Here is a 21802-nt window from a genome sequence, read left to right as displayed (position 1 = left end):
CCGTTCGTGACCAGCAGACCCACCATCGGAGTCCTCGCCCTCCAGGGCGACGTCGCCGAGCACCTGCGCGTCCTCGACACGCTGGACGTGCACACCGCCAAGGTGCTCTCCCCCGACCAGCTCGACACCGTGGACGGCCTGGTCCTCCCCGGCGGTGAGTCCACCACGATGTCCAAGCTGGCCGTCAGGTACGGTCTGCTGGAACCGCTGCGCAAGAGGGTCCGGGCGGGGATGCCCGCCTACGGCACGTGCGCCGGCATGATCATGCTGGCGGACCGCGTCGAGGGCGCCGTCGAGGGCCAGGAGACCGTCGGGGGGATCGACATGACGGTCCGCCGCAACGCGTTCGGGCGCCAGACCGAGTCCTTCGAGGCGCCCGTGGAGGTCGACGGGCTGGACGGCGCGCCGTTCGACGCGCTGTTCATCCGTGCGCCCTGGGTGGAGCGGACGGGCCCCGAGGTCACGGTGCTCGGCAGCGTACCGGGCCCCGACGGGGCCGGTAGGATCGTCGCCGTACGACAGGGCGGCCTGATGGCCACGTCCTTCCATCCCGAACTGACCGGCGACGCGCGCATCCACCGCCTCTTCGTCGACCTCGTGAAAGGACATGCATGAGCGGCCACTCCAAGTGGGCCACCACCAAGCACAAGAAAGCCGTCATCGATGCCAAGCGCGGCAAACTCTTCGCCAAGCTGATCAAGAACATCGAGGTGGCCGCGCGTACCGGTGGTGGGGACCCCGACGGGAACCCGACGCTCTACGACGCCATCCAGAAGGCGCGCAAGAACTCGGTGCCGCTCGACAACATCGAGCGCGCCCGCAAGCGGGGCTCCGGTGAGGAGGCCGGCGGCGCCGAGTGGCAGACCATCATGTACGAGGGCTACGCCCCCGGCGGCGTGGCGCTGCTCGTGGAGTGCCTGACCGACAACCGCAACCGCGCCGCGTCCGAGGTGCGCGTGGCGGTCACCCGCAACGGCGGGAACATGGCCGACGCCGGATCGGTGTCGTACATGTTCAACCGCAAGGGCGTCGTGATCGTCCCCAAGGAGGGGACGACCGAGGACGACGTCACCCTCGCCGTGCTGGACGCCGGGGCCGAGGAGGTCGAGGACCTGGGCGAGGCGTTCGAGATCGTCTGCGAGGCCACCGACCTGGTGCAGGTGCGCACCGCGCTCCAGGAGGCCGGCATCGACTACGAGTCCGCCGACTCCAGCTTCCTGCCGACCATGGAGGTCCCGGTCGACGCCGAGACCGCCAAGAAGGTCATGCGGTGCGTGGACGCGCTGGAGGACTCCGACGACGTGCAGAACGTCTTCACCAACGCGGACATCCCCGACGAGGTCATGGCCGAACTCGGCTAGTGCGCCGGCCCCGATGATCCCGTGCCCGTGGCCGGTCCCGGCGGCCGACCCGCCACGGGCACGGGACCACGGCGGCGGGGGCGGGTACCCGGACCGTCGCACCGGGGCCCCGGGCGGGTCTCGTGGCGGTGGCCGCCCGTACCCCGCCGCCCTGCCGGCCCCGGGCCGCTCCCCGCCGCACGTGACCCGTCGCGCGCGGCGCGCCCGTCGCGCAGGGGCACGGGGCCGGGCACGGGCGCCGTGGCCGTGCCGCTCCGCGCGGTCGCGCCGCGGGTTCAGCCGCCGCCCCTCCGGAGCAGTTCGCGGACCTGCTCCGGCGCCTCGTGGAGCACCAGGTGTCCCGCGTCCGCGACCTCGTGGACGCCGGTGTCCAGGAGCCGCCGGGCCGCTCCGCGCAGGAGCGCGGGGGAGACGACGCGGTCGCGCGCCCCCGTCGCCACGGTCACCGGCACCCCGCGCCAGTCGCGGAACTCCTCGCCGCGCAGCAGTCCGGGCACCGTGTCCGCCCGGCAGTGGCGGCCCACCAGCGTCATCCACTCGGCGAGCGGCCCCGGCCCGGCGGGCCCGCCCCACGCCCCGATCAGCCGGGCGCTGGTGTCCTCACCGGGGCGGAGCCGCCACGCGCACGTCGCGCGCAGGCGCGAGCGGTCCCTCACCGGGGCGGCCAGGCCGGCCGGGTTGACCAGCAGCAGGCGGTCCACCAGCGGCGAGGGCAGCGAGGACAGCACGGCGGCGGCCCCCAGGGCGTGTCCGAGGAGGACCACCGGACGGTCCGTGACCTGGGGCAGCAGGGCGTCCAGCCACGCGCCGTAGGCGGCGGCCCGGCCTCCGAGGGGGCGCAGGGGCGAGCTCAGCCCCGGCTGCCCCGGCAGGTCGGCGATGATCACGGTGCGGTCCGGGGCCAGGAGCCGCGCGGTGCCGGTGAGGGTCGCCGCGCCCAGACCCGCACCGGGCAGGACCAGGACGGGGACCCCGTCCCCGCCGCCGAGCACGTGGACCCGGGTGCCGCGGCCGTCCGCCACGATCCGGGGCAGCGGGCGCATCCCCGGGCAGGCGGCCAGCTCCCTCTCGCACCACGAGCGCACGGCGGCCTCGCCGGATCTGGAACGGTACACGCGCACGTGTGCCGGGAACGGGGTCGACATCTCTCACCTTCGGACGGCAGGCCGCGGCGCGCACGGGACCCGGAGCGGCGGGAGCCGTCCGGGGCGCGCCGGGACACGGGAAGCGGCCCGGCCCCGGGACGGGGCGCGGGCCGGACAGGAGGGGGCGGGACGGGAGGGGCGGTACAGCGGCGGCGCCCACACGCGCCGCGGGCCGGGGGTCAGCGCAGCGGATCGAGGAGGCGCAGCTCCTCGGGGCGCTTCCCGGTGGCGACCTGCTCGGCGAGCAGCCGCCCCGTGACGGGACCGTGGGTGAGCCCCCACATCCCGTGGCCCCCCGCCACGTACACGCCGGGCGTGCGGGTCGCCCCGACCAGGGGCGCGCCGTCCGGGGTGACCGGACGCGGGCCGACCCACTCGTCGGTACGGCCCTCCCAGTCCACCCCGGCCAGGTGGGTGCGGGCCGAGGCGACGATCGCCTTGACGCGCCGCCCCTCCATGGCCGCGTCCGGCGGGCGGAACTCCATCGTCCCCGCCACACGCATCGCGCCCCGGTAGGGCGTGCACGCCACCCGTGCCTCGGGGAGGTAGACGGGGCCGGGGACCGGGACGTCGGTGGGGACGGTGAACGAGTAGCCGCGGCCGGCGCGGACCCCGACCCGGACACCGTGGGCGCGGACGAGGCGGTCGAACCACGCCCCCGTCGCCACGACCGCGGCGTCGGCGGTCAGCCCCTCCCCGCCGGAGGCGGCCCGGGAACCGGCGAGGTCCGCGACGACCCCGCCTCCGTCGGGGCGGACGCCGACGGCCTCCACGCCGCCCCGGACCTCGCCCCCGCGCTCGCGCACGGACGCGGCCAGGGCCCGGACCAGGGCGCCCGGGTCCACGTGGCGCTGCCCCTCCAGGCGCACCGCCGCGGCCACACGGCCGGAGACCTGGGGGACCGCCTCGCGCGCCTGGTCCCCGGTGAGCACGGAGCGGTCCACGGACAGTCCCGAACGGGCCACGCGGTCGAGCTCGCGCAGCAGTGCCACGGCGGCGCCGGGCGAACGGAACACCGCCGTGACGGGCGAGCGGACCTCGGTCGTCCCGACGCCCCCCTCGGCCAGGTGGTCGAAGGCCTCCAGGCACGCGGAGTTCAGGGGCAGGTTGGCGCGGACCGCGCGCTCCCACGCGCTCCAGCGGCAGTGCGCGGCGAAGCGGACGAGGAAGGACCACAGGCCGGGGTCGGGGGAGAGGGGGACCGACAGCGGCGCGGACGGGTCCAGGAGGGCGCGTGCGCCGTAGCGGAGGACGCCGGGCTCGTTCAGGGGCAGCGCGAGAGCGGGCGAGAGCCATCCGGCGTTGCCCCAGGACGCGCCGGAGCCGACGTCGCCGCGGTCGATGACGACGACACGGGCGCCGTGCTCCTGGAGGAACCAGGCCGTGGACAGCCCGACGACCCCCGCGCCGACGACCAGCACCCTCCGTGCCCTGCCGCCGAGACCCCTGCCCGCCATGTCCGCGTCCTCCTTCGTCCGTGTACCCGCTCCCCACACTGGGGCCTCGCCCGCACCCGGGTGTTGTCCCCAGAGCACAACACAGGGGGCTTGCGATGTCACGGCGGCACAAGGGCCGAGGCCGTGACGGCGGAGTTCCGGTGTCACCCGGTGCCGTCCGCGCTGTGCCCGGAGGCGTCGCGGGCGCGGCGAGCGGGGAACCGGTCCCGACGGCCCCGTGCCTACGGCGGGACCGGGCCCCCGGCCCCGGTGCGGGCCCCGGTGCTCCCGGCGCGCCGGCCGGACCGGTGCCGGCGCCGGTCGGGTCCCGTGCCCCTCCGGCGGTCGCCGCGGCCCTGTGCCCCGGGGGGCGGGTCCCCGTGGGGCCCGCCCCGGCGCCTCTCGCCACAACATGTTGAACCATGGTACAAGTAGTACGTTAGTTCAACTACTTGTAGGGGGGTGTGGCGAGCATGGGACAGCCAGAGCGCGCCGGGCGGCGCGAGTGGATCGGTCTCGCGCTGTTGGCGCTGCCGACCATGCTGCTGGGGCTCGACGTGACGGCGCTCTACCTCGTCGTTCCGAGCCTGGCCGCGGACCTCGACCCGACCGCGGCGGAGACACTGTGGATCATGGACGCCTACGGCTTCCTCATCGCGGGCTTCCTGATCACGATGGGGACGCTGGGCGACCGGATCGGGCGGCGCCGACTGCTGATGATCGGGGCGGCGGCGTTCGGCGCGGCCTCGGTCCTCGCGGCGTTCGCCCCCAGCGCCCTGTGGCTGATCGTGGCGCGGGCACTGCTCGGAGTGGCCGGCGCGACGCTCATGCCCTCGACGCTCTCGCTGGTCAGCACGATGTTCACCGACGTCCGGCAACGGGCGCTGGCGATCGGCGTGTGGGCGACGATGTTCGCCCTGGGGATGGCGGCGGGCCCGGTCGCGGGCGGGGCGCTGGTCGCCGACTTCTGGTGGGGCGCGGTCTTCCTCATCGCCGTGCCGGTCGCCGCGCTGGTGCTGGTCGCCGCGCCGGCGCTCCTGCCGGAGCACCGGACCTCCGCGGGCCCCCTCGACCTGCTGAGCGTCGGGCTGTCCCTCGCGGCGATACTGCCGCTCGTCTACGCGGTCAAGCACGCGGCCGCCCACGGCGTCGACGCCCGAGCGGCGGTCGCGGTCCTCGTCGGCGGTGGCGCCGCGGTCGCGTTCGTCCGTCGCCAGCTGCGCCTGAGCGAGCCGCTGCTGGACATGAAGCTCTTCACCGGCCGGGCCTTCTCCGCCGCCCTGGCCGTCCTGTTGGTCGGCCTGGCCGGCTTCGGCGGAGCGATGTACCTCGTCACCCAGTACCTGCAGCTCGTCGCGGGCCTCTCGCCGGCGACGGCCGGGCTGTGGATGGGGCCGCCCGCGCTGGCCATGCTCGTCGGCGCCATCGGCGCCCCGCTCGTGGCCGTTCGCGTGTCACCCGGCGTCGTCATGTCGGCCACCCTGGCGCTGTCGCTGACCGGATACGCCCTGCTCGCGGTCGCGGGGACCGACAGCGCACCGGGCGTGATCACCGGATTCGCGTTCGTCTACCTCGGCCTCGGGGTCATCGCCGCGCTCGGCACCGACATCGTCGTGGGCGCGGCGCCGCCGGAGAGGTCCGGATCGGCGGCCGCGCTCTCCGAGACCGTCCAGGAACTCGGCATCGCGGCGGGGGTCGCGCTCCTGGGAAGCCTCTCCACCGTGGTCTACCGGAGCCGGGTCGAGGCCCCGGCCGGGCTGTCCCCCTCCGAGGCCGACGCCTACGGTGACAGCCTCTTCGGAGCCTCCTCCCTCGCGGACCGGTTGCCGGCCTGGGCCCTCGACCCTGCACGAACCGCGTTCACCGGCGGGCTCAACACCGCCGCCGCGGTGGTCGGCCTCGCCGTGGCGGCCGCCGCGCTGGTCTGCTTCACGATGCTGCGCCACCTCCGGCCCCTGGGCGACACCGCCCGTGGGGCGGAGCCGATAGCCTCGTCGGCAGGAACGGCGACGACCGATGAGCGGGAAGATGGCGGCTGAAGGAAAACCTGTCGACGGGCGCAGGCTGCGCGGTGAACGCCGCCGGGCCCAGATCATCGAGGCGACGCTCGCGATCGTCCGCCGCGACGGTGCCTCCGGTGTCACCCACCGCACCGTGGCCAAGGAGGCGGGCATCACCACCAGCCTGACCCTCTACTACTTCGCGACCCTGGACGACCTGTTGGTGGCCGCCCTGACCAGCGTCACGGACGAGTACACCCGCCGCATCCGCCGGCTCATCGGGTCCGAGGACGACCCGCTCACCGGCCTCGCCCACCTCATCGCCGAATCCGCCGGCCCCGGCCGGGAACGCGCGCTCGCCGAACGGGAGCTGTCGACCCTGGCGGCCCGCCGCCCCGCCCTGCGGCCGGCGGCACGGCACTGGCGCGACAACGTCGCGGAGCTCGCCCGGACACAGACCGACGACCCCGACGCGGTCGAAGCCGTCGTCGCGCTGTCCGACGGCCTGTGCGCGGCCATCCTCCTCGACGACCGCGAGGCCGACCCGGACCACATCCGGGGCGTCCTCCGCAAGGCGCTGGGGCCGACCCGCCCAGGGGCCGCCGACGGCATCGGCGGGTCCTGACCGGGGTCGCGGCCGCCCCGCCGCGTGACGTCCGGGGTCGCGGCCGCACCCGCCCTCCGCCCCGTGGGGGGCGGGGCCCGGTGACCGGCGTCGCGCGTCCCTCCGCACCGCGGACCCGTGCCCCGCGACGGGTCCGCCACGGGGACCGGACCGGTGGGGGAGGGGCGCCGGTCCCGGGCGGGCTCAGGGCAGGCGGCTGAGCACCTCGCCCGTGAACTCGTCCGTGCCCGCGGTCCCGCCCAGGTCGGCCGTGCGCACCGGCGAGGACGCCAGGACGTCCCGGACCGCGTCCATCACCTGCGCGCCCGCCTCCGGGTGGCCCAGGTGGTCGAGCATCATCGACGCCGACCAGATCGCGCCGAGCGGGTTGGCCAGCCCCCGGCCCGCGATGTCGGGGGCCGACCCGTGCACCGGCTCGAACATCGACGGGAACTCGCGCTCCGGGTTGAGGTTCGCGGACGGGGCCACCCCGATACCGCCCGCGACCGCGGCGGCGAGGTCGCTGAGGATGTCCCCGAACAGGTTGGAGCCGACGATCACGTCGAACCGGGCCGGGTCCAGGACGATCTTGGCGGCCAGGGCGTCGATGTGCTCCTGGTCCCACGACACGTCCGGGTGCCCGGCCGCGCGCTCCGCCACCAGCTCGTCCCAGAACGGCATGGTGTGCACGATCCCGTTGGACTTGGTGGCGGAGGTCAGCCGTCCGCCGCGCCGGCCGGCCAGGTCGAAGGCGTACTCCAGCACCCGTTCGACGCCCCTGCGGGTGAACACCGACTCCTGGACGGCCGCCTCCTCCGGGGTCCCCTCGAAGAGGCGCCCGCCGACCTGCGAGTACTCGCCCTCGTTGTTCTCGCGCACGACCACGAAGTCGACCTCTCCGGGGAGCGCCCGGGAGATCGGGCTCGGCACCCCCTCCAGGACGGTGATCGGGCGCAGGTTGACGTACTGCCGGAACCCCCGGCGGATGGGGATGAGCAGTCCCCACAGCGAGACGTGGTCGGGCACCCCGGGCCGGCCCACGGCGCCCAGCAGCACGGAGTCGTGGTGCCTGATCCGGTCGAGGCCGTCCTCGGGCATCATCGAGCCCTCGGCCAGGTAGCGCTCGCAGGACCAGTCGAACTCGTCGTAGGCCAGCGAGAGGCCGTGGTGGACGCCGATCCGGTCCAGGACGGCGCGGGCGGCGGGCAGGACCTCCTTGCCGATCCCGTCGCCGGGGATCGTGGCGATGCGGTAGTGCTTCATGTCGTCTCCCGTGGGTGAGGGCCGGTGTGTCCGGCGGGGATGCCGGGCGCCCGGCGGAGGGGGAGCCGTGGGCCCGGGGGCACGCGGGCCCCGCGGCGCGCGCGGGAGCCCGGCGGGCGGCGGCTCTCTCCTGCACCGATCCCAGCAGCCGCAGGGGCGCGCGTCCAAGACCGTCTGCCGATACCTTTGATAGGCCAGGCCTATAAGGGGACGGGAGTTCGCGGTGGACGTCCGGCAGTTGGAGTACTTCCTGGCCGTGGTCGACCACGGCGGCGTGAACCGCGCGGCCACCGCCCTCCACCTGGCCCAGCCCTCGCTCTCCCAGGCGCTCCGGTCGCTGGAGCGGGACCTGGGCAGCGACCTCTTCCACCGGATCGGCCGCAGGGTCGTCCTGACCGGGGCCGGGCACGCGCTGGTCGGACCGGCCCGCGAGGCCGTGCGCGGCCTGGACCTGGCCCGCTCCGCCGTCGAGGCGGCCCAGGGGCTGAGGCGCGGCAGGGTGGACGTGGCGACCCTGCCCACCCAGGCGATCCAGCCGCTGACCGACCTGGTCTCGGGGTTCACGGCGCTGCACCCGGAGATGTCGGTGTCGGTCAGGGTGGCGCTGACCGCGCGCGACGCGGTCGACATGGTCCGGACCGGGGCGTGCGAGCTCGGCGTGGTGGCCACGGCGGGGCCGCTTCCCGAGGCCGGGGTCCGCGTGCGTCCGCTGGTCCGGCAGGCCTTCGTGCTCCTGGCCCCGCGGGACGGCCCCTTCCGCGAGGGGGAGCCCGTGCCCGTCGAGCGGCTGGCGGGCCGGAGGCTGATCGTGGGCCAGCAGGGGTCGGGCATGCGCCGGTTCGTCGACGACCTGGTCGCCGGCGGGCTGGAGGCCCACATCGCCGTGGAGACGGAGGACCGCCTCTCCGTCCTGCCGCTGGTGCTGGCCGGCTCGGGGCTGGCCGTGGTGACCGACGCCTGGCGCGACCTCGCCGAGAGGGCGGGCGCGCTGGTCCTGGACCTGGTCCCCACCGGTCACCTGGACGTGGCGCTGATCAGCAGGCGCGGACCCCTCACCGCGGGGGCGGAGGCCTTCGTCGCCCACGCGGTCGGCTGAAGGCCCCGGGACCTCAGCCGGTCATGTCGAAGGCGGCGAGCACCTTCGTGGGGCGCACGCGCACCACGAGTTCGCCCGGGGCCCCGTTGCGCCGGCCGAACTCCTCCGCCTTGTCGGGCCCCATGTAGCGCCGTGCGATCACCGTCGCGGTCCGGACGAGTTCGCCGGGGTCCTCGGACACGGTGGCCTCGCCCTGGACCTGGACGAAGCCGAACGGCGCCTCCTCCAGGTCCACGACCAGCGTCACCCGCGGGTCGCGGGCGATGGCCCGCCCCTTCGCGGTCTCCTTGCCGGTGTTGAGGACGAGCTCGTCGCCCTCGACGGTGAACCACACCGGCGCCGCCAGGGGGCGGCCGTCGGCGGCGACGTAGGCGAGCTTGCCCGTGCGGGTGCCTTCGAGCAGGAAGTCGCGGACCCGGGGATCGGAGATGGAAGTCACGGCGCAACGCTAACCCCGGCCCGTCCTGGACCGTGGTCGCGACACGTCCACGGGTGTGCCCGCGTGCTGACGCCATCACCGATATCTGTACGATCCACGCGAAGAGGGCGCCCGCGGTGGGCGGTCGGGCAGCGGAGAGAGGTCGTCATGAGCGAGGTCGTGCCGGACGGCGGGGCGTGGCGGATCGGGGCCCGCGAGGGCGTCGCGCTCTCGGCCCGCTGGTGGAAGTGGGTGTGGTCCGCGCCGGAGGGGTGCGATCCCGTCAGGGACGCCACCGGCAGGCACGCCGCGCTCAACCAGCCGGAGGACCTGTGGTTCCTCGCCGGCACCTACGGGGGCAGGGTCGTGCGCCGGTGCGAGGTGCCCTCGGGCCGCCCCCTGTTCTTCCCGGTGCTCAACCGGCAGCACACCTTCGAGTACTCCCCGGAGCCGGCGGCCATGCCGGTCGCCCGGGCCGAGGCGCACCTCAACGGCGTGCCGCTGCCGCTGGAGGAGTTCCAGGGGGTGTTCCGCAGCCCGCTGTGGGTCCGCAGGCACTGCTGGGGGCTGTGGGGCGCGGTCGCCCCCCTGAGCCCCGGAGGGTACGTGCTGGAGATCAGGGCGGACACCGGCCAGGGCTTCCGGGTGGACACCACCTACCACCTGACCGTCGTCTGAGGCGCGGCGGCCGGCGGGTTCCGTTCCGCCCAGGGGCCGCCGGGCCCCGCCCCGCCCCGGCCGGCGCCGCGGTCCGGGCGGGGGTCCGCCGGCGTCCTCCGGACGCCGGTCCGCCCCGGCCCCGTCGGGAGGCCGGTCAGACGCCCGACGGGACGAGGGCGTCGGTCCGGGTGGGGCCGGAGAACACCGCCTCCAGCGGAGGGCCCAGCGCCTCGGCGAGCGCCTCCGGTGCGGCGGGCGCGGCGGAGAGGACCGGGGCGGCGGACTCCAGGGCCAGGGTGAGACGCTCCTGCCGGGCCAGGCGCTCCGCGGCGCGGGCGGCGTCCGAGGGACCCGCGCGGTGGTCGCCGGGCCCCCGGGGGGCGGGGCGGGCCGGCTCGGGCGCGTCGCCCGGGGCGATCTCCAGCGGGGCCCCGTCCGGGCCCGTGTAGGCGGTGCACCAGCGCAGCCGGCCACCGGCACGGGCGGGGGCGTCGGCGTGCGTGACCACCAGCGAGTCCACCCCGCCGGTGGCCGCGAGCGCGTACCGGTGCGCCACGAGGTCGAGGTGGCCCACCCGGAACGGCCCCTGCCAGGGGTGTGTGCCGTTGTGCCGCTCCACGAGCCGCTCGCCCAGCGCGGGGTCCTCCGCCACCAGCGGTCCGGCGCCGTGCCGGGTGGTGAAGGTGCGCACCACGCCGATCCGGCGGGCGTCACCCGGCCGCCCGGCCTCGGCCAGCAGCGCGAGCGGGTTCGCGGTGGTCGTGGTCGACCAGGTGGTGTAGGGGTGGAACCCGTGCCACTCGTCGAGGAGCACGCCCTGGGCCCCCTCGAACACCACGGGGGAGCGGGCCAGCAGACCGGGCAGGTACGCCTCGTCCACCAGCCGCACCCGCCGCGCGAACGCCAGGTACGCGGACACGCACTCCTCGACGTCCGGTACCGGCCCGGCCTCCTGCGGGTCGCCGCCCGAGCGGGCGGCCTCCCTCCGCACCGCGTCGAGGTGGTCGGCCAGGCGCCGCAGCTTGCGGCGCAGCCGCTCGGGGCGGTCGCAGTCGCCGGCGGTCGGCGCGTCCTCGGGGCGGGCCAGGGCGTAGGCCATGGCCTCGCCCACGCCCATCCCGCAGGAGCCGTGGCGGCCGGCGCCGCGCGCCCGCTCCCGCACCCGGTTGGCCTCCTGGTGCCAGGGGGTGCTGACCAGAGCCCGGCGGTCCACCGTGACCAGCGAGAACGGATCGGGGACCCCGAGCTCCGCGAGGTGCCGGGCCTCGGCGGCCAGCGCGAAGGGGTCCACGACCACGAACCGCGACAGGTGGGTGGGGACCGGCCCGTCCGGGGCGAGGGTCCCCGCCCCGAACTGCGCGAACGTGTGGTGCCGGCCGTCGGGGGCGACGACGTTGTGCGCCGCCTGCGCGCCCCCGTTGGCGCGCACGACGGCGCCGAAGCGCCGCCGCGCGCACAGCAGGTCCACCGTCACGCCCTTGCCCGCGTCACCGAACCCCAGGTCGACGACGACCGCGTTCCCGTCGGACCACCGCGGAGGGTTTCCCGTCACAGCCGACCGACCCCGGCCTCGCCGGCCCCCGTGGTCAGGCCGCCCGGGGCCGGTGCGACCACCACCGAGCCGCGTGCGAAGGAGAGGGGGCTCAGCGCCTTGCCGACCGCCTCCCCGGCGTCCGACCCGGCCTCGGCCAGGTCCGACAGCCCCTCCTCCAGGTCGATGGCCTCCTCGGCCAGCCCGACGGTGACCGCGATGGTCTCCGACACCGCCTCGAGGTCGTCCAGGTAGATGACGTTCTGGCCCAGGTGGGTGTCCCAGAACCCCCTGACCTTCGGGTCGCCGTAGTAGTGGCTGCCCGTGGGCATGATGAAGAAGACCTCGAAGCTGCGCCGCAGCTCGGCGAGGATCTGCGGGAACGGGATGTTCTCGGTGACGTCGTCGCCGATCACCTCGCGCACCTCGCGCGCCTTGACCGCCCCGTAGGCCATCTCGTCGCCGATGACGAACAGGTAGCCGCGCCGTCCGCGCTTCTCCAGGCAGTCCATCGCGGTGTGCCGCGCCATGAAGTACATGGCCAGCTCGTAGGACTCGGTGGCCTGGCCGCCCCCTCCGCCCTCCAGCAGGATGTTGCCCAGGTCGTCCTCCAGCTCGTTCCCCGACTCGAACTGGCCGACCTGGAGCGGCGCCCGGTCGCAGGTGGCGTCGCCGATCCCGCCGAACAGGATCTGCGGGTCCTCCACGTACCCCTTGCGCAGCAGGAGTCCGAACAGGTCGGGCAGCTTGGTCTGGAGGACGCGGGGCACGGTGCCCATGGAGCCGGTGACGTCGAACAGCACGGAGATGGCGAGCGAGTTGGGGTGTTCGTCGGAGTCGCGGCTCTCCCGGACGACGACGCCCCGGGGGTCCAGGCTCGGGTGGGTCTTCCACTTGCTGCGGGGGGTGGAGGCGAGCACGTCGTCGGTGTAGCCGAAGCTGCTGGACCCGACGGAGGAGTTGTACGCCTGGCGCGCGTGGTAGGCGTCGGTGGACCAGTTGCTGCTTCCCATGGGTGGGTCTCCTTCTGAGGGGAACGGTGCGGCCGCCGGGGAGGGGCCGCGGGGACGGGGCGCCCTAACGGGCGGGGGAGGTGGGGGAGGAGGGTTCCGGCATGTGGAACGGACGGAACCGGCGCGGGCCGAAGATCCGCTCCAGCACGTCGTCGAGTTCGCAGAGCAGGGCGAACCCGTCGCGGGGACGCCGCTCGGGCGCCGGCAGGGTGCATCCGCGCGCGAAGGAGCGCAGTTCCCGGGGCAGGCGCCCCCCGGTGACGAACTCGACGCACCGGGTGGCCATGTGGATGTCGGTCTGGGGCAGGGCGGGGCGGCGCGCGGCCACCTCGGGCGGGTAGAAGTCCTCGCGGCCCGGCACCATGGCCGGGACGTGCGGTGCGGTGCGCGACGCGTGCGAGGTCACCGAGTAGCACCAGTCGACCAGCACGAGCCCGTGGTCGGCGGGGTGGACCAGCACGTGCTCCGGCACGACCGCGCCGTGCACGACCCCCGCCCCCGCCGCGTTGCCGACGGCCACCAGCAGGCGGCGCCACATCCACGCCGCGTCGCGGGGGTCGACGCCGTCGGGGTGGGCGCGGCGCACGTCGGCGAGGGTGTGGAAGCCGTGCAGCCGTCCCAGCACGTTCGCGCGCCGCTCCACCCCGGTCGCGGCGTCGCGGTGCTTGAACGACTCCACCAGTTCGGGGACGAACGCCCGGTAGCGCTCGTGGCCCTTCTCGCGTATGCGGCGCAGGGCGGTCGCCTCGGCCTCCATCAGGTCGTTGTCGCGGGGGGACCGGGGGAGCTTGAGCACGGCGTCGTGCCAGTCCCCGTCGCGGTAGCGGACCGGGTGCAGGTCGGCGACGTCGCCCCGGGCCATGCGCCCCGCCGCGACGCGGTAGGCGCGCGTCCGGGTGGCGATGGTGAGGTCGTCGAAGCGCAGGTTCCCGGCGGCCGTCTCCCGGTACAGGGCCCACAGCCGGGTGAGCCGGGTGAAGGCCTCCGACGCCTCCGCGCGACGGCTCCCGGGCGCCGGGTCGGGGTGGACCAGGCGGGCCAGGCGGCGGTACTCGGCGGTGGCGGCCGGGGGGACGGCGCCGCCGCCGACCGGCACGGGGCCGAACAGCGCGGCGGGGTCCTCGGCCAGGGAGACGGCGCGCAGGGCCGCGTCGAACGCCGCGGTGTCGTGCTGTTCCGTGCTCATCGGTCCCTCCCTTCTCGTGTGTGGCGTGCGGTCCCCTGAGCGGGGGCGGTGCGGCGGGGACGGTCCCGGCGCGGTCGGAGCGCCCCGGTCACTGGGCGCTCCTCAGCAGGGGCGGGTGCAGGAGCGCGGCGCCGCCGGCCCGGTACAGGCGGGCACGGCGCCCGCCGCCGGAGCCGCCGTGCTCGGCGAGTTCCCCGGTGTCCTCCACGAACCCGGGGGTGGCGAGGATCTTGCGGTGGAAGTTGGCGGCGTGCAGGGTGCGCCCCCACACCGCCTGGTACACCTCGCGCAGCGCCGTGATGGTGAAGGCGGACGGCAGGAACGCGGTGGCCAGGGCGGTGTACTCCAGCTTGGAACGGGCCCGCTCGACCGCGTCGGCGAGGATCCGCCCGTGGTCGAAGGCGAGGTCGCGGCCGGCCCGGGAGCCCTCGCCGTGCCCCAGTTCGCTCCACGGGACCCAGGCGGCCTCCTCGGTGTCCCTGCCGCGGTGGGGGTCGGGCAGGTCGGGGGCCAGGAGCATGTGGGCGACGGAGAACACGCGCATGCGGGGGTCGCGCCCCCGAGCCCCGTAGGTGCCCAGCTGCTCCAGGTGCAGTTCGGTGGGCAGCCGGGTCTTCTCCGACAGCACGCGCAGGGCCGCGTCGGGCAGGTCGGGGTCGGCGGGGCCGTCCGGCCCGTCCTCCGCGCGGACGAACCCGCCGGGCAGCGCCCACCGGCCGCGCTGCGGGTGTGCGGCGCGCCGTGTGAGCAGGACGTGGGGGGTCCCCGACCGCCGGGCCCCGGCCTCCGGGCGGATCGTGAGGGCGACGACGTCTACGGTGACCGCGGCGGGGGCGAAGGCGTGGGGGTCGTAGCCGGAGAGGAACCTGCTCTCCGGATCGTCGTGCTGTGGCGTCCTGTCGTCGGTCACGTGCGGGTCCTCGTTATTCTCAACCTGAGTTTTTCTCTTTCTGAGAGGAACTTAGCACGCGGTTCCCGCCCCGTCCACCCCTCTTCCGTCCCCCGCTCCCGGGCCCTTCCGCGCGGTCGGGTGCAGGAGCAGCCATGCCGCGGCCGCGAACCAGGTCAGCCCGACCGTCAGGACGATCCTCTGTCCCAGGCCGTGGAAGCCGTGCTCCGCGGACGCCATGAAGGCCGCGAAGAGCGGGGGGACGAGCGCGCCAGTGACGCAGCAGTACGCCACCCGCGCCCGCCGTCCCGGCCCGGCGGCCAGGCGCCACGCCATCGCCAGGGGCGCCGCGGTGAGGGCGGCGTGGAAGGGCAGCACGTTGAGGGCGTGGACCGTCCCGGCCGGGGTGGCCGCGGCGCTCGCCGGAGGAGGGGACCCCGGTGGCGACGAGGCATTCGAGGACGGCCTGCTCATGATCGTCGACGGCATCGCGGCCGGCCTCGAACGGGACCGGACCGCCTGATCCGCAAGGCGGGCGCGCGGGGAGCGCCGGTCCGGCGGGGAGGCGACACGCCCGGGCGGGCGGACGGCGGGGGTCGGCGCCCACCGCTAGCATGGTGCGAACGGACGTTCGAGGGCATGCGCGAAGACGAGCGAGGGTGGGCGGAGTGCGAGTGTTGGGGATCGACCCCGGGCTGACCCGGTGCGGTGTCGGTGTCGTCGAGGGGGCCATCGGCAAGCCGCTCACCCTCCTCGGGGCCGACGCCGTCCGCACCAGCCCCGACACCGAACTGCCCCAGAGGCTCGTCGGCATCGAGCGCGGGATCGAGGAGTGGCTGGACCGGTTCCGGCCCGACGCGGTCGCCGTCGAACGGGTCTTCGCCCAGCACAACCTCAGCACGGTCATGGGCACGGCCCAGGCCAGCGGCATCGCCCTGGTGTGCGCCGCGCGCCGGGGCCTGCCCGTCGCCCTGCACACACCGAGCGAGGCCAAGGCCGCCATCACCGGCAGCGGCCGCGCGGACAAGGCGCAGGTCGGCACCATGGTGGCGCGTATCCTCGGACTCGACGGTCCTCCCAGGCCCGCGGACGCGGCGGACGCCGTCGCCCTCGCCATCTGCCACATCTGGCGCGGCGGGGCGCAGGCCCGGGTCGCCCAGGCCGCACAGGACTTCGCCCGCAAGGTGGAACTCGCCCGCCGCACCCGCGGCCGCTAGCTCCCCGCCCCCAGGAAGGAGAAGGGCGCCGCCCCCGGCGCCCGCACGAGATGATCGCGTTCCTCACCGGCCGGGTGGCCGCACGCGGCGCCGGCAGCGCCGTGATCGACGTCGGCGGGGTCGGCATGACCGTCCAGTGCACCCCCTCCGCCCTGTCCCGGCTCCACGTCGGCGAGACCGGCACCGTGGCCACCAGCCTCATCGTCCGCGAGGACTCCCTGACCCTGTTCGGGTTCGCCGACGACGACGAGAGGCACCTGTTCGAGCAGTTGCAGACCGCGTCAGGGGTCGGACCGCGACTGGCCCTGGCGATCCTCTCCGTCCACAACCCGGCCGGCCTGCGCCAGGCCGTGGCGACCGAGGACACCGCGGCCCTGACCCGGGTGCCGGGCATCGGGAGGAAGGGCGCGCAGCGCATCGTCCTGGAGCTGGCGGGCAAGCTGGAGTCGCCCGTCCTCACCGACGGCACGCTTCCCCCCGCGGAGGGGGCCGCGGCGGGGGCGTCCGACGCCGCCCGGCGCGCGCAGGTCGTCTCCGGCCTCGTCAACCTCGGCTGGTCGGCCAAGGACGCCGAGGCCGCCGCGGCCGCCGTCACCGCCGAGTCCCAGAGCACCGACGTCGCCGTCCTGCTGCGCACCGCCCTGCGCAGGCTCAGCCGCGCCTAGGAGGAAGGCACCCCATGCACGAACCGTACGAGCCCGGTGAGGCCCACGGGGCCGCCCCGTACGAGCGCGAGGCGGTCTCCTCCGACGCCAGCCTCGACGACCGCCAGGTCGAGGGTGCCCTGCGCCCGCGCGCCCTGGACGAGTTCGTCGGGCAGGAGCGGGTGCGCGAGCAGCTCTCCCTGGTGCTCGACAGCGCCCGGAGGCGCAACCGGGCCCCGGACCACATCCTCATGTCCGGCGGCCCCGGCCTGGGCAAGACCACCCTGGCCATGATCATCGCCGCCGAGATGGGCGCCCCGCTGCGCATCACGTCGGGCCCGGCCATCGAGCGCTCCGGCGACCTGGCGGCCGTCCTCTCCACCCTCCAGGAGGGCGAGGTGCTGTTCCTGGACGAGATCCACCGGATGGCCCGGCCCGCCGAGGAGATGCTCTACGTCGCGATGGAGGACTACCGGGTCGACGTCGTGGTCGGCAAGGGTCCCGGCGCGACCGCCATCCCCCTGGAGATCGCCCCGTTCACCCTGGTCGGGGCCACGACCAGGGCGGGCATGCTGCCCGCCCCGCTGCGCGACCGGTTCGGTTTCACCGCGCACATGGACTTCTACTCCCCGGACGAGCTGGAGCTGATCCTGCACCGCTCGGCGGGCCTGCTCGGGGCGCCCCTCGCCGAGGACGCGGCCCGGGAGATCGCGGGCCGCTCGCGCGGGACGCCCCGTATCGCCAACCGGCTGCTGCGCCGGGTGCGCGACTACGCCGAGGTCCGGGGCGACGGGAGCCTGTCGCTGCGGACCGCCCGTGCCGCGCTCGAACTGTACGAGGTCGACGGCCTCGGCCTGGACCGGCTGGACCGCGCCATCCTCGACGTCCTCATGCACCGCTTCCGCGGGGGCCCCGTGGGCCTGTCCACGCTCGCGGTGTCGGTGGGGGAGGAGGCGGAGACCGTGGAGGTCGTCGCCGAGCCGTTCCTCGTCCGGTCCGGGTTCCTGGCGCGCACCCCGCGCGGCCGGGTGGCCACGCCGCAGGCCTGGGCGCACATGGGCCTCACCCCGCCGCCGGACGCCGCGTTCGGCGCGGCGTCCGCCGCCCCGGGCACCGCCGCGGGAGCCGGCGCCTCCGGGACCACACCCTGACCGGGCGGTCCGCGGCGCCTCCTGACCGGGCGGGCTGACAGAGGGCGTCGCACCGGGCACAATGGGTTCCGCGTGTGTGAAACGGGGCTGAACCGTTAACACTCCGATCTCCGGCGGTGGGGGATCGGTGACCGGCGCCACGTAAACTTTGGACGGATCAGCCGATACGGGGCAGGGCTCCGTACGTGTTGTTCGACACCGGCGGAACGAGTCGGCCGCCCCGCGCGTTGTACGTGCCGGATGTGGTCCGGATCGTTCCGGGTCCGGGCGACACGAAGAAGGTGGCCGCCGGGGTGCCCCCACCGGCACCCGCGGACCACATGACGAAACGTCAGGAAGGACGCCCCCGTGCAGGGCCTTTACCATCTCGCCGACGCAGCAGAGCCCACGGGCGGGCTTCTCGGCATGCTCTTCCCGTTCCTGATGATCATCCTGGTCTTCTGGCTGCTGTTCTGGCGCCCGAACCAGAAGCGCCGCCAGCAGGAGGCGCAGATGCACAGCGCGCTGGCCCCGGGCGTCGAGGTGATGACCAAGGCGGGCATCTTCGCGACCATCGTCGAGATCCACGAGCAGGACGTCCTACTGGAGATCGCCCCCGGCACGCGGATCCGCATGCTCAAGGCCGGTGTGGGCGAGGTCATCACCCCCGCCGCGGACGACACCCCGGTCGAGGACCGTCCCGACTTCGGCGACGACGACAAGCCCAAGGGCTGACGGCCCCAGGCCCCGGCGGGGTCCACAGACTCCGGTACCGGCCCCCCTCCGGGGCCGGTACCGCCGTGTCCGGCCCGGACGCGACCGCCCCGACACCACAGCAGAAGGTTTCACCGCACATGCCCCACGACACCGCGACCGCGGACGGCGCCCCGACGAGCACGGAGCTCATCGAGGCGCAGATCCGCGACATCCCGGACTTCCCGCACGCCGGCATCCTGTTCAAGGACATCACGCCGCTGCTCAACCACCGGGAGGCCTTCGCGGCAGCCGTGGACGGCCTCTGCTCGCCCTACCGCGGGCTCGGGGTGGACCACGTGGTCGGACTGGAGGCGCGCGGCTTCATCTTCGGGGCTCCGGTCGCCATGGAACTGGGCGCGGGCTTCGTCCCCGCCCGCAAAGCGGGGAAACTGCCCGCGCAGACCATCGACCAGTCCTATGATCTGGAGTACGGGACCGCGACCGTGGAGATCCACGCCGACGCGATCGTCCCCGGCAGCCGCGTGCTCATCGTCGACGACGTCCTCGCCACCGGGGGGACCGGCAGGGCCGCGGTGGACCTGGTCCGCAAGGCGGGTGGTACGGTCGTGGGATTCTCCGTCCTGATGGAGCTCTCAGCGCTCCACGGCCGCGAGAAGTTGCCCGACGTGGAGCTGCACGCCCTCCTCTCGGTCTGACCCCGACCCGCGCCGAGCCCGGCGCCGCCGCCGCGGGAATGCGCGGCGGTTCGTCATCGTTGACGTACTCCACCACGGGGTGTGACGCGCTTGGTGACCCGGGTCACCCGTCGTCGTACCTGGTGGGGTGGGGTCGAGGGGCCGAACACTAGACTGGTGGGAGAGGTACCGCGGCGACCATGTCACGACTGGCCCTGATGACACGCACGTGCACCGGTGGAGCCGGGCGGCGCTGACGGCGCCCGCCCCCGGGCGGATCCGCGGGAGGTAGGCATGCCAAACGAAGTGGTTTCGACCGGGACGGTATCCGCGAGCGAGCCGCGGCGGCCCACTGCGCCGGGAGGGCACGCGGACGGCACCGGTGTGCCGTCCGCGGACGCAGGACCACAGGAGGACCGCCCGGAGGGCGCCGCGACCGGAGCGGCGCCCTCCGAGGTCTTCGGGGAGGGGGCGCCGAGGCATCCGGCACCCTCCGCGACGCCCTCCACCGTGCGAGTACGCAGAAGGCTCGCCCGACTCGGCGCCCAGCGGGGAGTGACGATGAACCCGGTGCTCGAACCACTGATCAAGACCGTGCGGGCCACCCATCCCAAGGTGGACGTGCGGCTGATCGAGCGCGCCTACGAGGTGGCGGCCCACCACCACCGCGAACAGAAGCGCAAGAGCGGCGACCCCTACATCACCCACCCGCTCGCGGTCGCCACGATCCTCGCCGAGCTGGGGATGCAGGAGGCCACCCTCGCCGCCGCGCTGCTGCACGACACCGTCGAGGACACCGACTACTCGCTGGACGAGCTGCGCGCCGACTTCGGCGACGAGATCGCCGAGCTCGTCGACGGCGTCACCAAGCTCGACAAGGTCAAGTACGGCGAGGCCACCCAGGCCGAGACGGTGCGCAAGATGGTCGTGGCGATGGCCCGAGACATCCGCGTCCTGGTCATCAAGCTGTGCGACCGGCTCCACAACATGCGCACCCTGCGCTACCTGCCGTCCAAGGCGAAGAGGGAGAAGAAGGCCCGCGAGACCCTGGAGATCTTCGCCCCGCTGGCCCACCGGCTGGGCATGAACACCATCAAGTGGGAGCTGGAGGACCTGGCGTTCGCCACCCTCTACCCCAAGCGCTTCGACGAGATCGCCCGGCTGGTGTCCGAGCGCGCCCCCCGGCGCGACGTCTACCTCCAGGAGGTCATCGAGGCGGTCTCGGGCGACCTGCGCGAGTCCAAGCTCAAGGCGACCGTGCGCGGGCGCCCCAAGCACTACTACTCGATCTACCAGAAGATGATCGCCCGCAACTGCGGCTTCGACGAGATCTACGACCTCATCGCCGTGCGGGTCCTGGTGGACAGCGTCCGCGACTGCTACGCGGCCCTCGGGACCATCCACGCGCGGTGGAACCCCGTGCCCGGGCGGTTCAAGGACTACATCGCGATGCCCAAGTTCAACATGTACCAGTCGCTGCACACGACGGTGATAGGGCCCTCGGGCAACCCGGTCGAGCTCCAGATCCGCACCAGGGCGATGCACCGCCGGGCCGAGTACGGCATCGCCGCGCACTGGAAGTACAAGGAGGACCGCAACAGCGGCCCCGAGGCCCGGCCCAAGGGCAGCACGGACATGCAGTGGCTGCGCCAGCTCATCGACTGGCAGCAGGAGACCAAGGACCCGGGCGAGTTCCTGGAGTCGCTGCGGTTCGACCTGTCGGTGCAGGAGGTGTTCGTCTTCACCCCCGACGGCGACGTCATCCCTCTGCCGCAGGGCGCCACCGCCGTCGACTTCGCCTACGCGGTCCACACCGAGGTCGGCCACCGCACGGTCGGGGCCAGGATCAACGGCCGGCTCGTCCCGCTGGAGAACGAGCTGCACAACGGCGAGACCGTGGAGATCCTCACCTCCAAGACGCCCGACGCCGGCCCCAGCCGGGACTGGCTGAACTTCGTCAAGAGCGCGCGCGCCCGCAACAAGATCCGGCACTGGTTCACGAAGGAGCGCCGCGAGGCGGCGATCGACCAGGGCAAGGACGAGATCGCCAAGGTGATGCGCAAGCAGGAGCTCCCGGTCAAGCGCCTGTTCAGCGGCGAGGCGCTCATCGCCCTGGCCGGCGACCTGCGCTATCCGGACGTGGACTCCCTCTACGCGGCCGTGGGCGAGCACCAGGTCAGCGCGCAGAGCGTGGTGGCCAAGCTCGTCGACTCGATGGGCGGGCTGGAGAGCCACACCGAGGACATCGCGGAGTCGTCCCTGCCCACCAAGGCGCCGCGCCAGCGCCAGGCGGGCAACCCCGGCGTGGTCGTGGAGGGCGACGCCGACGTGTGGGCGCGCCTGTCCAAGTGCTGTACGCCGGTCCCCGGCGACGAGATCATCGGTTTCGTCACCCGGGGGAACGGCGTGTCCGTGCACCGCGAGGACTGCGTGAACGCCGCGACCCTGGACACCGAGCGCATGGTCAAGGTGGACTGGTCGCCCACCGAGGACTCGATGTTCCTGGTGGCGTTGCAGGTGGAGGCGCTGGACCGGTCCCGCCTGCTCTCCGACATCACCCGGGTGCTGTCCGACCAGCACGTCAACATCCTGTCCGCGACCGTCCAGACGAGTCGCGACCGGGTCGCCCAGAGCCGGTTCACGTTCGAGATGGCCGACCCCGCCCACCTGGGCAGCGTGCTCCGCGCCGTCCGCGGCGTGGACGGCGTCTACGACGTCTACCGGGTCCGCAACTAGGGCCGCCGGGGCAGACGGCCCGCGGGTCCCCGTGGGCCGAGGCGGTCCCGGACGGGGGGAGGCCCCGGACGTGCCCGCGAGG

22 protein-coding genes are annotated in these 21802 nt (G+C 74.6%); 13 read left to right on the top strand and 9 right to left on the bottom strand.

The annotated features are described in order from the left end of the window. Positions 1-6: 6 nt before the first annotated feature. Together pdxT and ACIRPH_RS03480 are read left to right on the top strand one after the other, a co-directional pair. Positions 7-615, top strand: a complete 609-nt coding sequence (gene pdxT, locus ACIRPH_RS03485) for a pyridoxal 5'-phosphate synthase glutaminase subunit PdxT (protein WP_402908709.1) — start codon at positions 7-9, stop codon at positions 613-615. Beyond that, positions 612-1361 carry a YebC/PmpR family DNA-binding transcriptional regulator gene (locus tag ACIRPH_RS03480; protein ID WP_267945886.1) on the top strand — a complete coding sequence of 250 codons (750 nt, stop codon included), beginning with the start codon at positions 612-614 and terminating at the stop codon, positions 1359-1361. Before pdxT ends, ACIRPH_RS03480 begins: the two co-directional genes overlap by 4 nt. A gap of 275 nt (positions 1362-1636) precedes the next feature. Here ACIRPH_RS03480 and ACIRPH_RS03475 read toward each other — a convergent pair whose 3' ends face one another. Then, positions 1637-2506 (bottom strand): alpha/beta fold hydrolase, encoded by an 870-nt coding sequence (locus tag ACIRPH_RS03475; protein ID WP_402908706.1) that lies wholly within the window; start codon positions 2504-2506, stop codon positions 1637-1639. Positions 2507-2685: 179 nt separating this feature from the next. Continuing rightward, on the bottom strand, positions 2686-3963 hold the full coding sequence (locus ACIRPH_RS03470; RefSeq protein ID WP_402908704.1) for an NAD(P)/FAD-dependent oxidoreductase: 1278 nt from the start codon (positions 3961-3963) through the stop codon (positions 2686-2688). A 452-nt stretch (positions 3964-4415) separates the two neighbouring features. On the opposite strand from ACIRPH_RS03470, the gene ACIRPH_RS03465 reads away from it, so the two are divergent. Continuing rightward, entirely contained in the window at positions 4416-5981 is a 1566-nt protein-coding gene (locus ACIRPH_RS03465) for an MFS transporter (RefSeq protein ID WP_402908702.1), read from the top strand. After that, positions 5971-6567, top strand: a complete 597-nt coding sequence (locus ACIRPH_RS03460; RefSeq protein ID WP_402908700.1) for a TetR/AcrR family transcriptional regulator — start codon at positions 5971-5973, stop codon at positions 6565-6567. Before ACIRPH_RS03465 ends, ACIRPH_RS03460 begins: the two co-directional genes overlap by 11 nt. 183 nt (positions 6568-6750) lie before the next feature. On the opposite strand, the gene ACIRPH_RS03455 is transcribed toward ACIRPH_RS03460, so the two are convergent. After that, entirely contained in the window at positions 6751-7809 is a 1059-nt protein-coding gene (locus tag ACIRPH_RS03455) for a tartrate dehydrogenase (protein WP_402908698.1), read from the bottom strand. 223 nt (positions 7810-8032) lie between these two features. Between ACIRPH_RS03455 and ACIRPH_RS03450 the strand changes: the two genes are divergently transcribed. Then, positions 8033-8905 carry a LysR family transcriptional regulator gene (locus tag ACIRPH_RS03450; protein WP_402908696.1) on the top strand — a complete coding sequence of 291 codons (873 nt, stop codon included), beginning with the start codon at positions 8033-8035 and terminating at the stop codon, positions 8903-8905. Positions 8906-8918: 13 nt separating this feature from the next. On the opposite strand, the gene ACIRPH_RS03445 is transcribed toward ACIRPH_RS03450, so the two are convergent. Next, the gene (locus ACIRPH_RS03445; protein WP_402908694.1) at positions 8919-9344 is read right to left on the bottom strand and encodes a PPOX class F420-dependent oxidoreductase; all 426 of its coding nucleotides are present in this window, start codon (positions 9342-9344) and stop codon (positions 8919-8921) included. Between the two features lie 147 nt (positions 9345-9491). Between ACIRPH_RS03445 and ACIRPH_RS03440 the strand changes: the two genes are divergently transcribed. Continuing rightward, on the top strand, positions 9492-10001 hold the full coding sequence (locus tag ACIRPH_RS03440) for a hypothetical protein (protein ID WP_402908692.1): 510 nt from the start codon (positions 9492-9494) through the stop codon (positions 9999-10001). A 136-nt stretch (positions 10002-10137) separates the two neighbouring features. On the opposite strand, the gene ACIRPH_RS03435 is transcribed toward ACIRPH_RS03440, so the two are convergent. The 5 genes from ACIRPH_RS03435 to ACIRPH_RS03415 form a co-directional block, all read right to left on the bottom strand. Next, entirely contained in the window at positions 10138-11535 is a 1398-nt protein-coding gene (locus tag ACIRPH_RS03435) for an adenylosuccinate synthetase (RefSeq protein WP_402908690.1), read from the bottom strand. Further along, positions 11532-12527: a hypothetical protein gene (locus ACIRPH_RS03430; protein WP_402908688.1), complete on the bottom strand. Its 996-nt coding sequence runs from the start codon at positions 12525-12527 to the stop codon at positions 11532-11534. Before ACIRPH_RS03430 ends, ACIRPH_RS03435 begins: the two co-directional genes overlap by 4 nt. Before the next feature lie 64 nt (positions 12528-12591). Next, positions 12592-13713: a molecular chaperone DnaJ gene (locus tag ACIRPH_RS03425; protein ID WP_402908686.1), complete on the bottom strand. Its 1122-nt coding sequence runs from the start codon at positions 13711-13713 to the stop codon at positions 12592-12594. An 88-nt stretch (positions 13714-13801) separates the two neighbouring features. After that, positions 13802-14623, bottom strand: coding sequence for an NUDIX hydrolase (locus ACIRPH_RS03420; RefSeq protein WP_402908684.1), 822 nt, complete (start codon positions 14621-14623; stop codon positions 13802-13804). A 51-nt stretch (positions 14624-14674) separates the two neighbouring features. Then, a complete protein-coding gene (locus tag ACIRPH_RS03415) occupies positions 14675-14980 on the bottom strand; it encodes a hypothetical protein (protein WP_402908682.1) in 306 nt (101 codons plus the stop codon). 1 nt (position 14981) lies between these two features. Here ACIRPH_RS03415 and ACIRPH_RS03410 point away from each other — a divergent pair, with 1 nt between their 5' ends. The 7 genes from ACIRPH_RS03410 to ACIRPH_RS03380 all read left to right on the top strand — a co-directional run bounded on the left by ACIRPH_RS03410 (position 14982) and on the right by ACIRPH_RS03380 (position 21720). Further along, entirely contained in the window at positions 14982-15125 is a 144-nt protein-coding gene (locus ACIRPH_RS03410; RefSeq protein ID WP_402908680.1) for a hypothetical protein, read from the top strand. A gap of 145 nt (positions 15126-15270) precedes the next feature. Then, positions 15271-15819: a crossover junction endodeoxyribonuclease RuvC gene (gene ruvC, locus ACIRPH_RS03405; RefSeq protein ID WP_267950462.1), complete on the top strand. Its 549-nt coding sequence runs from the start codon at positions 15271-15273 to the stop codon at positions 15817-15819. 50 nt (positions 15820-15869) lie between these two features. Then, positions 15870-16484 carry a Holliday junction branch migration protein RuvA gene (ruvA, locus tag ACIRPH_RS03400; RefSeq protein WP_402908677.1) on the top strand — a complete coding sequence of 205 codons (615 nt, stop codon included), beginning with the start codon at positions 15870-15872 and terminating at the stop codon, positions 16482-16484. A gap of 14 nt (positions 16485-16498) precedes the next feature. Beyond that, entirely contained in the window at positions 16499-17614 is a 1116-nt protein-coding gene (ruvB, locus tag ACIRPH_RS03395; protein ID WP_402908675.1) for a Holliday junction branch migration DNA helicase RuvB, read from the top strand. A gap of 348 nt (positions 17615-17962) precedes the next feature. Continuing rightward, complete coding sequence (yajC, locus tag ACIRPH_RS03390) at positions 17963-18328, top strand: preprotein translocase subunit YajC (protein ID WP_402908673.1); 366 nt, start codon at positions 17963-17965, stop codon at positions 18326-18328. Between the two features lie 119 nt (positions 18329-18447). Beyond that, entirely contained in the window at positions 18448-19005 is a 558-nt protein-coding gene (locus tag ACIRPH_RS03385; protein WP_402908671.1) for an adenine phosphoribosyltransferase, read from the top strand. Positions 19006-19545: 540 nt separating this feature from the next. Continuing rightward, positions 19546-21720, top strand: a complete 2175-nt coding sequence (locus ACIRPH_RS03380) for a RelA/SpoT family protein (protein ID WP_402908669.1) — start codon at positions 19546-19548, stop codon at positions 21718-21720. The last annotated feature ends 82 nt before the right edge of the window (positions 21721-21802 follow it).

This window comes from Nocardiopsis sp. NPDC101807, from assembly GCF_044766605.1.
Lineage (GTDB): Bacteria > Actinomycetota > Actinomycetes > Streptosporangiales > Streptosporangiaceae > Nocardiopsis > Nocardiopsis tropica.
This window is presented reverse-complemented; position numbering and strand designations above follow the sequence as displayed.

What these genes read in the sequence shown, in the direction of transcription:
- ACIRPH_RS03480 (WP_267945886.1), top strand. Translation starts at nt 612, where the DNA reads ATGAGCGGCCACTCCAAGTGGGCCACCACCAAGCACAAGAAAGCCGTC.
- ACIRPH_RS03470 (WP_402908704.1), bottom strand. Translation starts at nt 3,963, where the DNA reads ATGGCGGGCAGGGGTCTCGGCGGCAGGGCACGGAGGGTGCTGGTCGTC.
- ACIRPH_RS03425 (WP_402908686.1), bottom strand. Translation starts at nt 13,713, where the DNA reads ATGAGCACGGAACAGCACGACACCGCGGCGTTCGACGCGGCCCTGCGC.
- ACIRPH_RS03460 (WP_402908700.1), top strand. Translation starts at nt 5,971, where the DNA reads ATGGCGGCTGAAGGAAAACCTGTCGACGGGCGCAGGCTGCGCGGTGAA.
- ACIRPH_RS03440 (WP_402908692.1), top strand. Translation starts at nt 9,492, where the DNA reads ATGAGCGAGGTCGTGCCGGACGGCGGGGCGTGGCGGATCGGGGCCCGC.
- ruvA (WP_402908677.1), top strand. Translation starts at nt 15,870, where the DNA reads ATGATCGCGTTCCTCACCGGCCGGGTGGCCGCACGCGGCGCCGGCAGC.
- ACIRPH_RS03385 (WP_402908671.1), top strand. Translation starts at nt 18,448, where the DNA reads ATGCCCCACGACACCGCGACCGCGGACGGCGCCCCGACGAGCACGGAG.
- ACIRPH_RS03430 (WP_402908688.1), bottom strand. Translation starts at nt 12,527, where the DNA reads ATGGGAAGCAGCAACTGGTCCACCGACGCCTACCACGCGCGCCAGGCG.
- ACIRPH_RS03465 (WP_402908702.1), top strand. Translation starts at nt 4,416, where the DNA reads ATGGGACAGCCAGAGCGCGCCGGGCGGCGCGAGTGGATCGGTCTCGCG.
- ACIRPH_RS03380 (WP_402908669.1), top strand. Translation starts at nt 19,546, where the DNA reads ATGAACCCGGTGCTCGAACCACTGATCAAGACCGTGCGGGCCACCCAT.
- ACIRPH_RS03455 (WP_402908698.1), bottom strand. Translation starts at nt 7,809, where the DNA reads ATGAAGCACTACCGCATCGCCACGATCCCCGGCGACGGGATCGGCAAG.
- ACIRPH_RS03475 (WP_402908706.1), bottom strand. Translation starts at nt 2,506, where the DNA reads ATGTCGACCCCGTTCCCGGCACACGTGCGCGTGTACCGTTCCAGATCC.
- ruvB (WP_402908675.1), top strand. Translation starts at nt 16,499, where the DNA reads ATGCACGAACCGTACGAGCCCGGTGAGGCCCACGGGGCCGCCCCGTAC.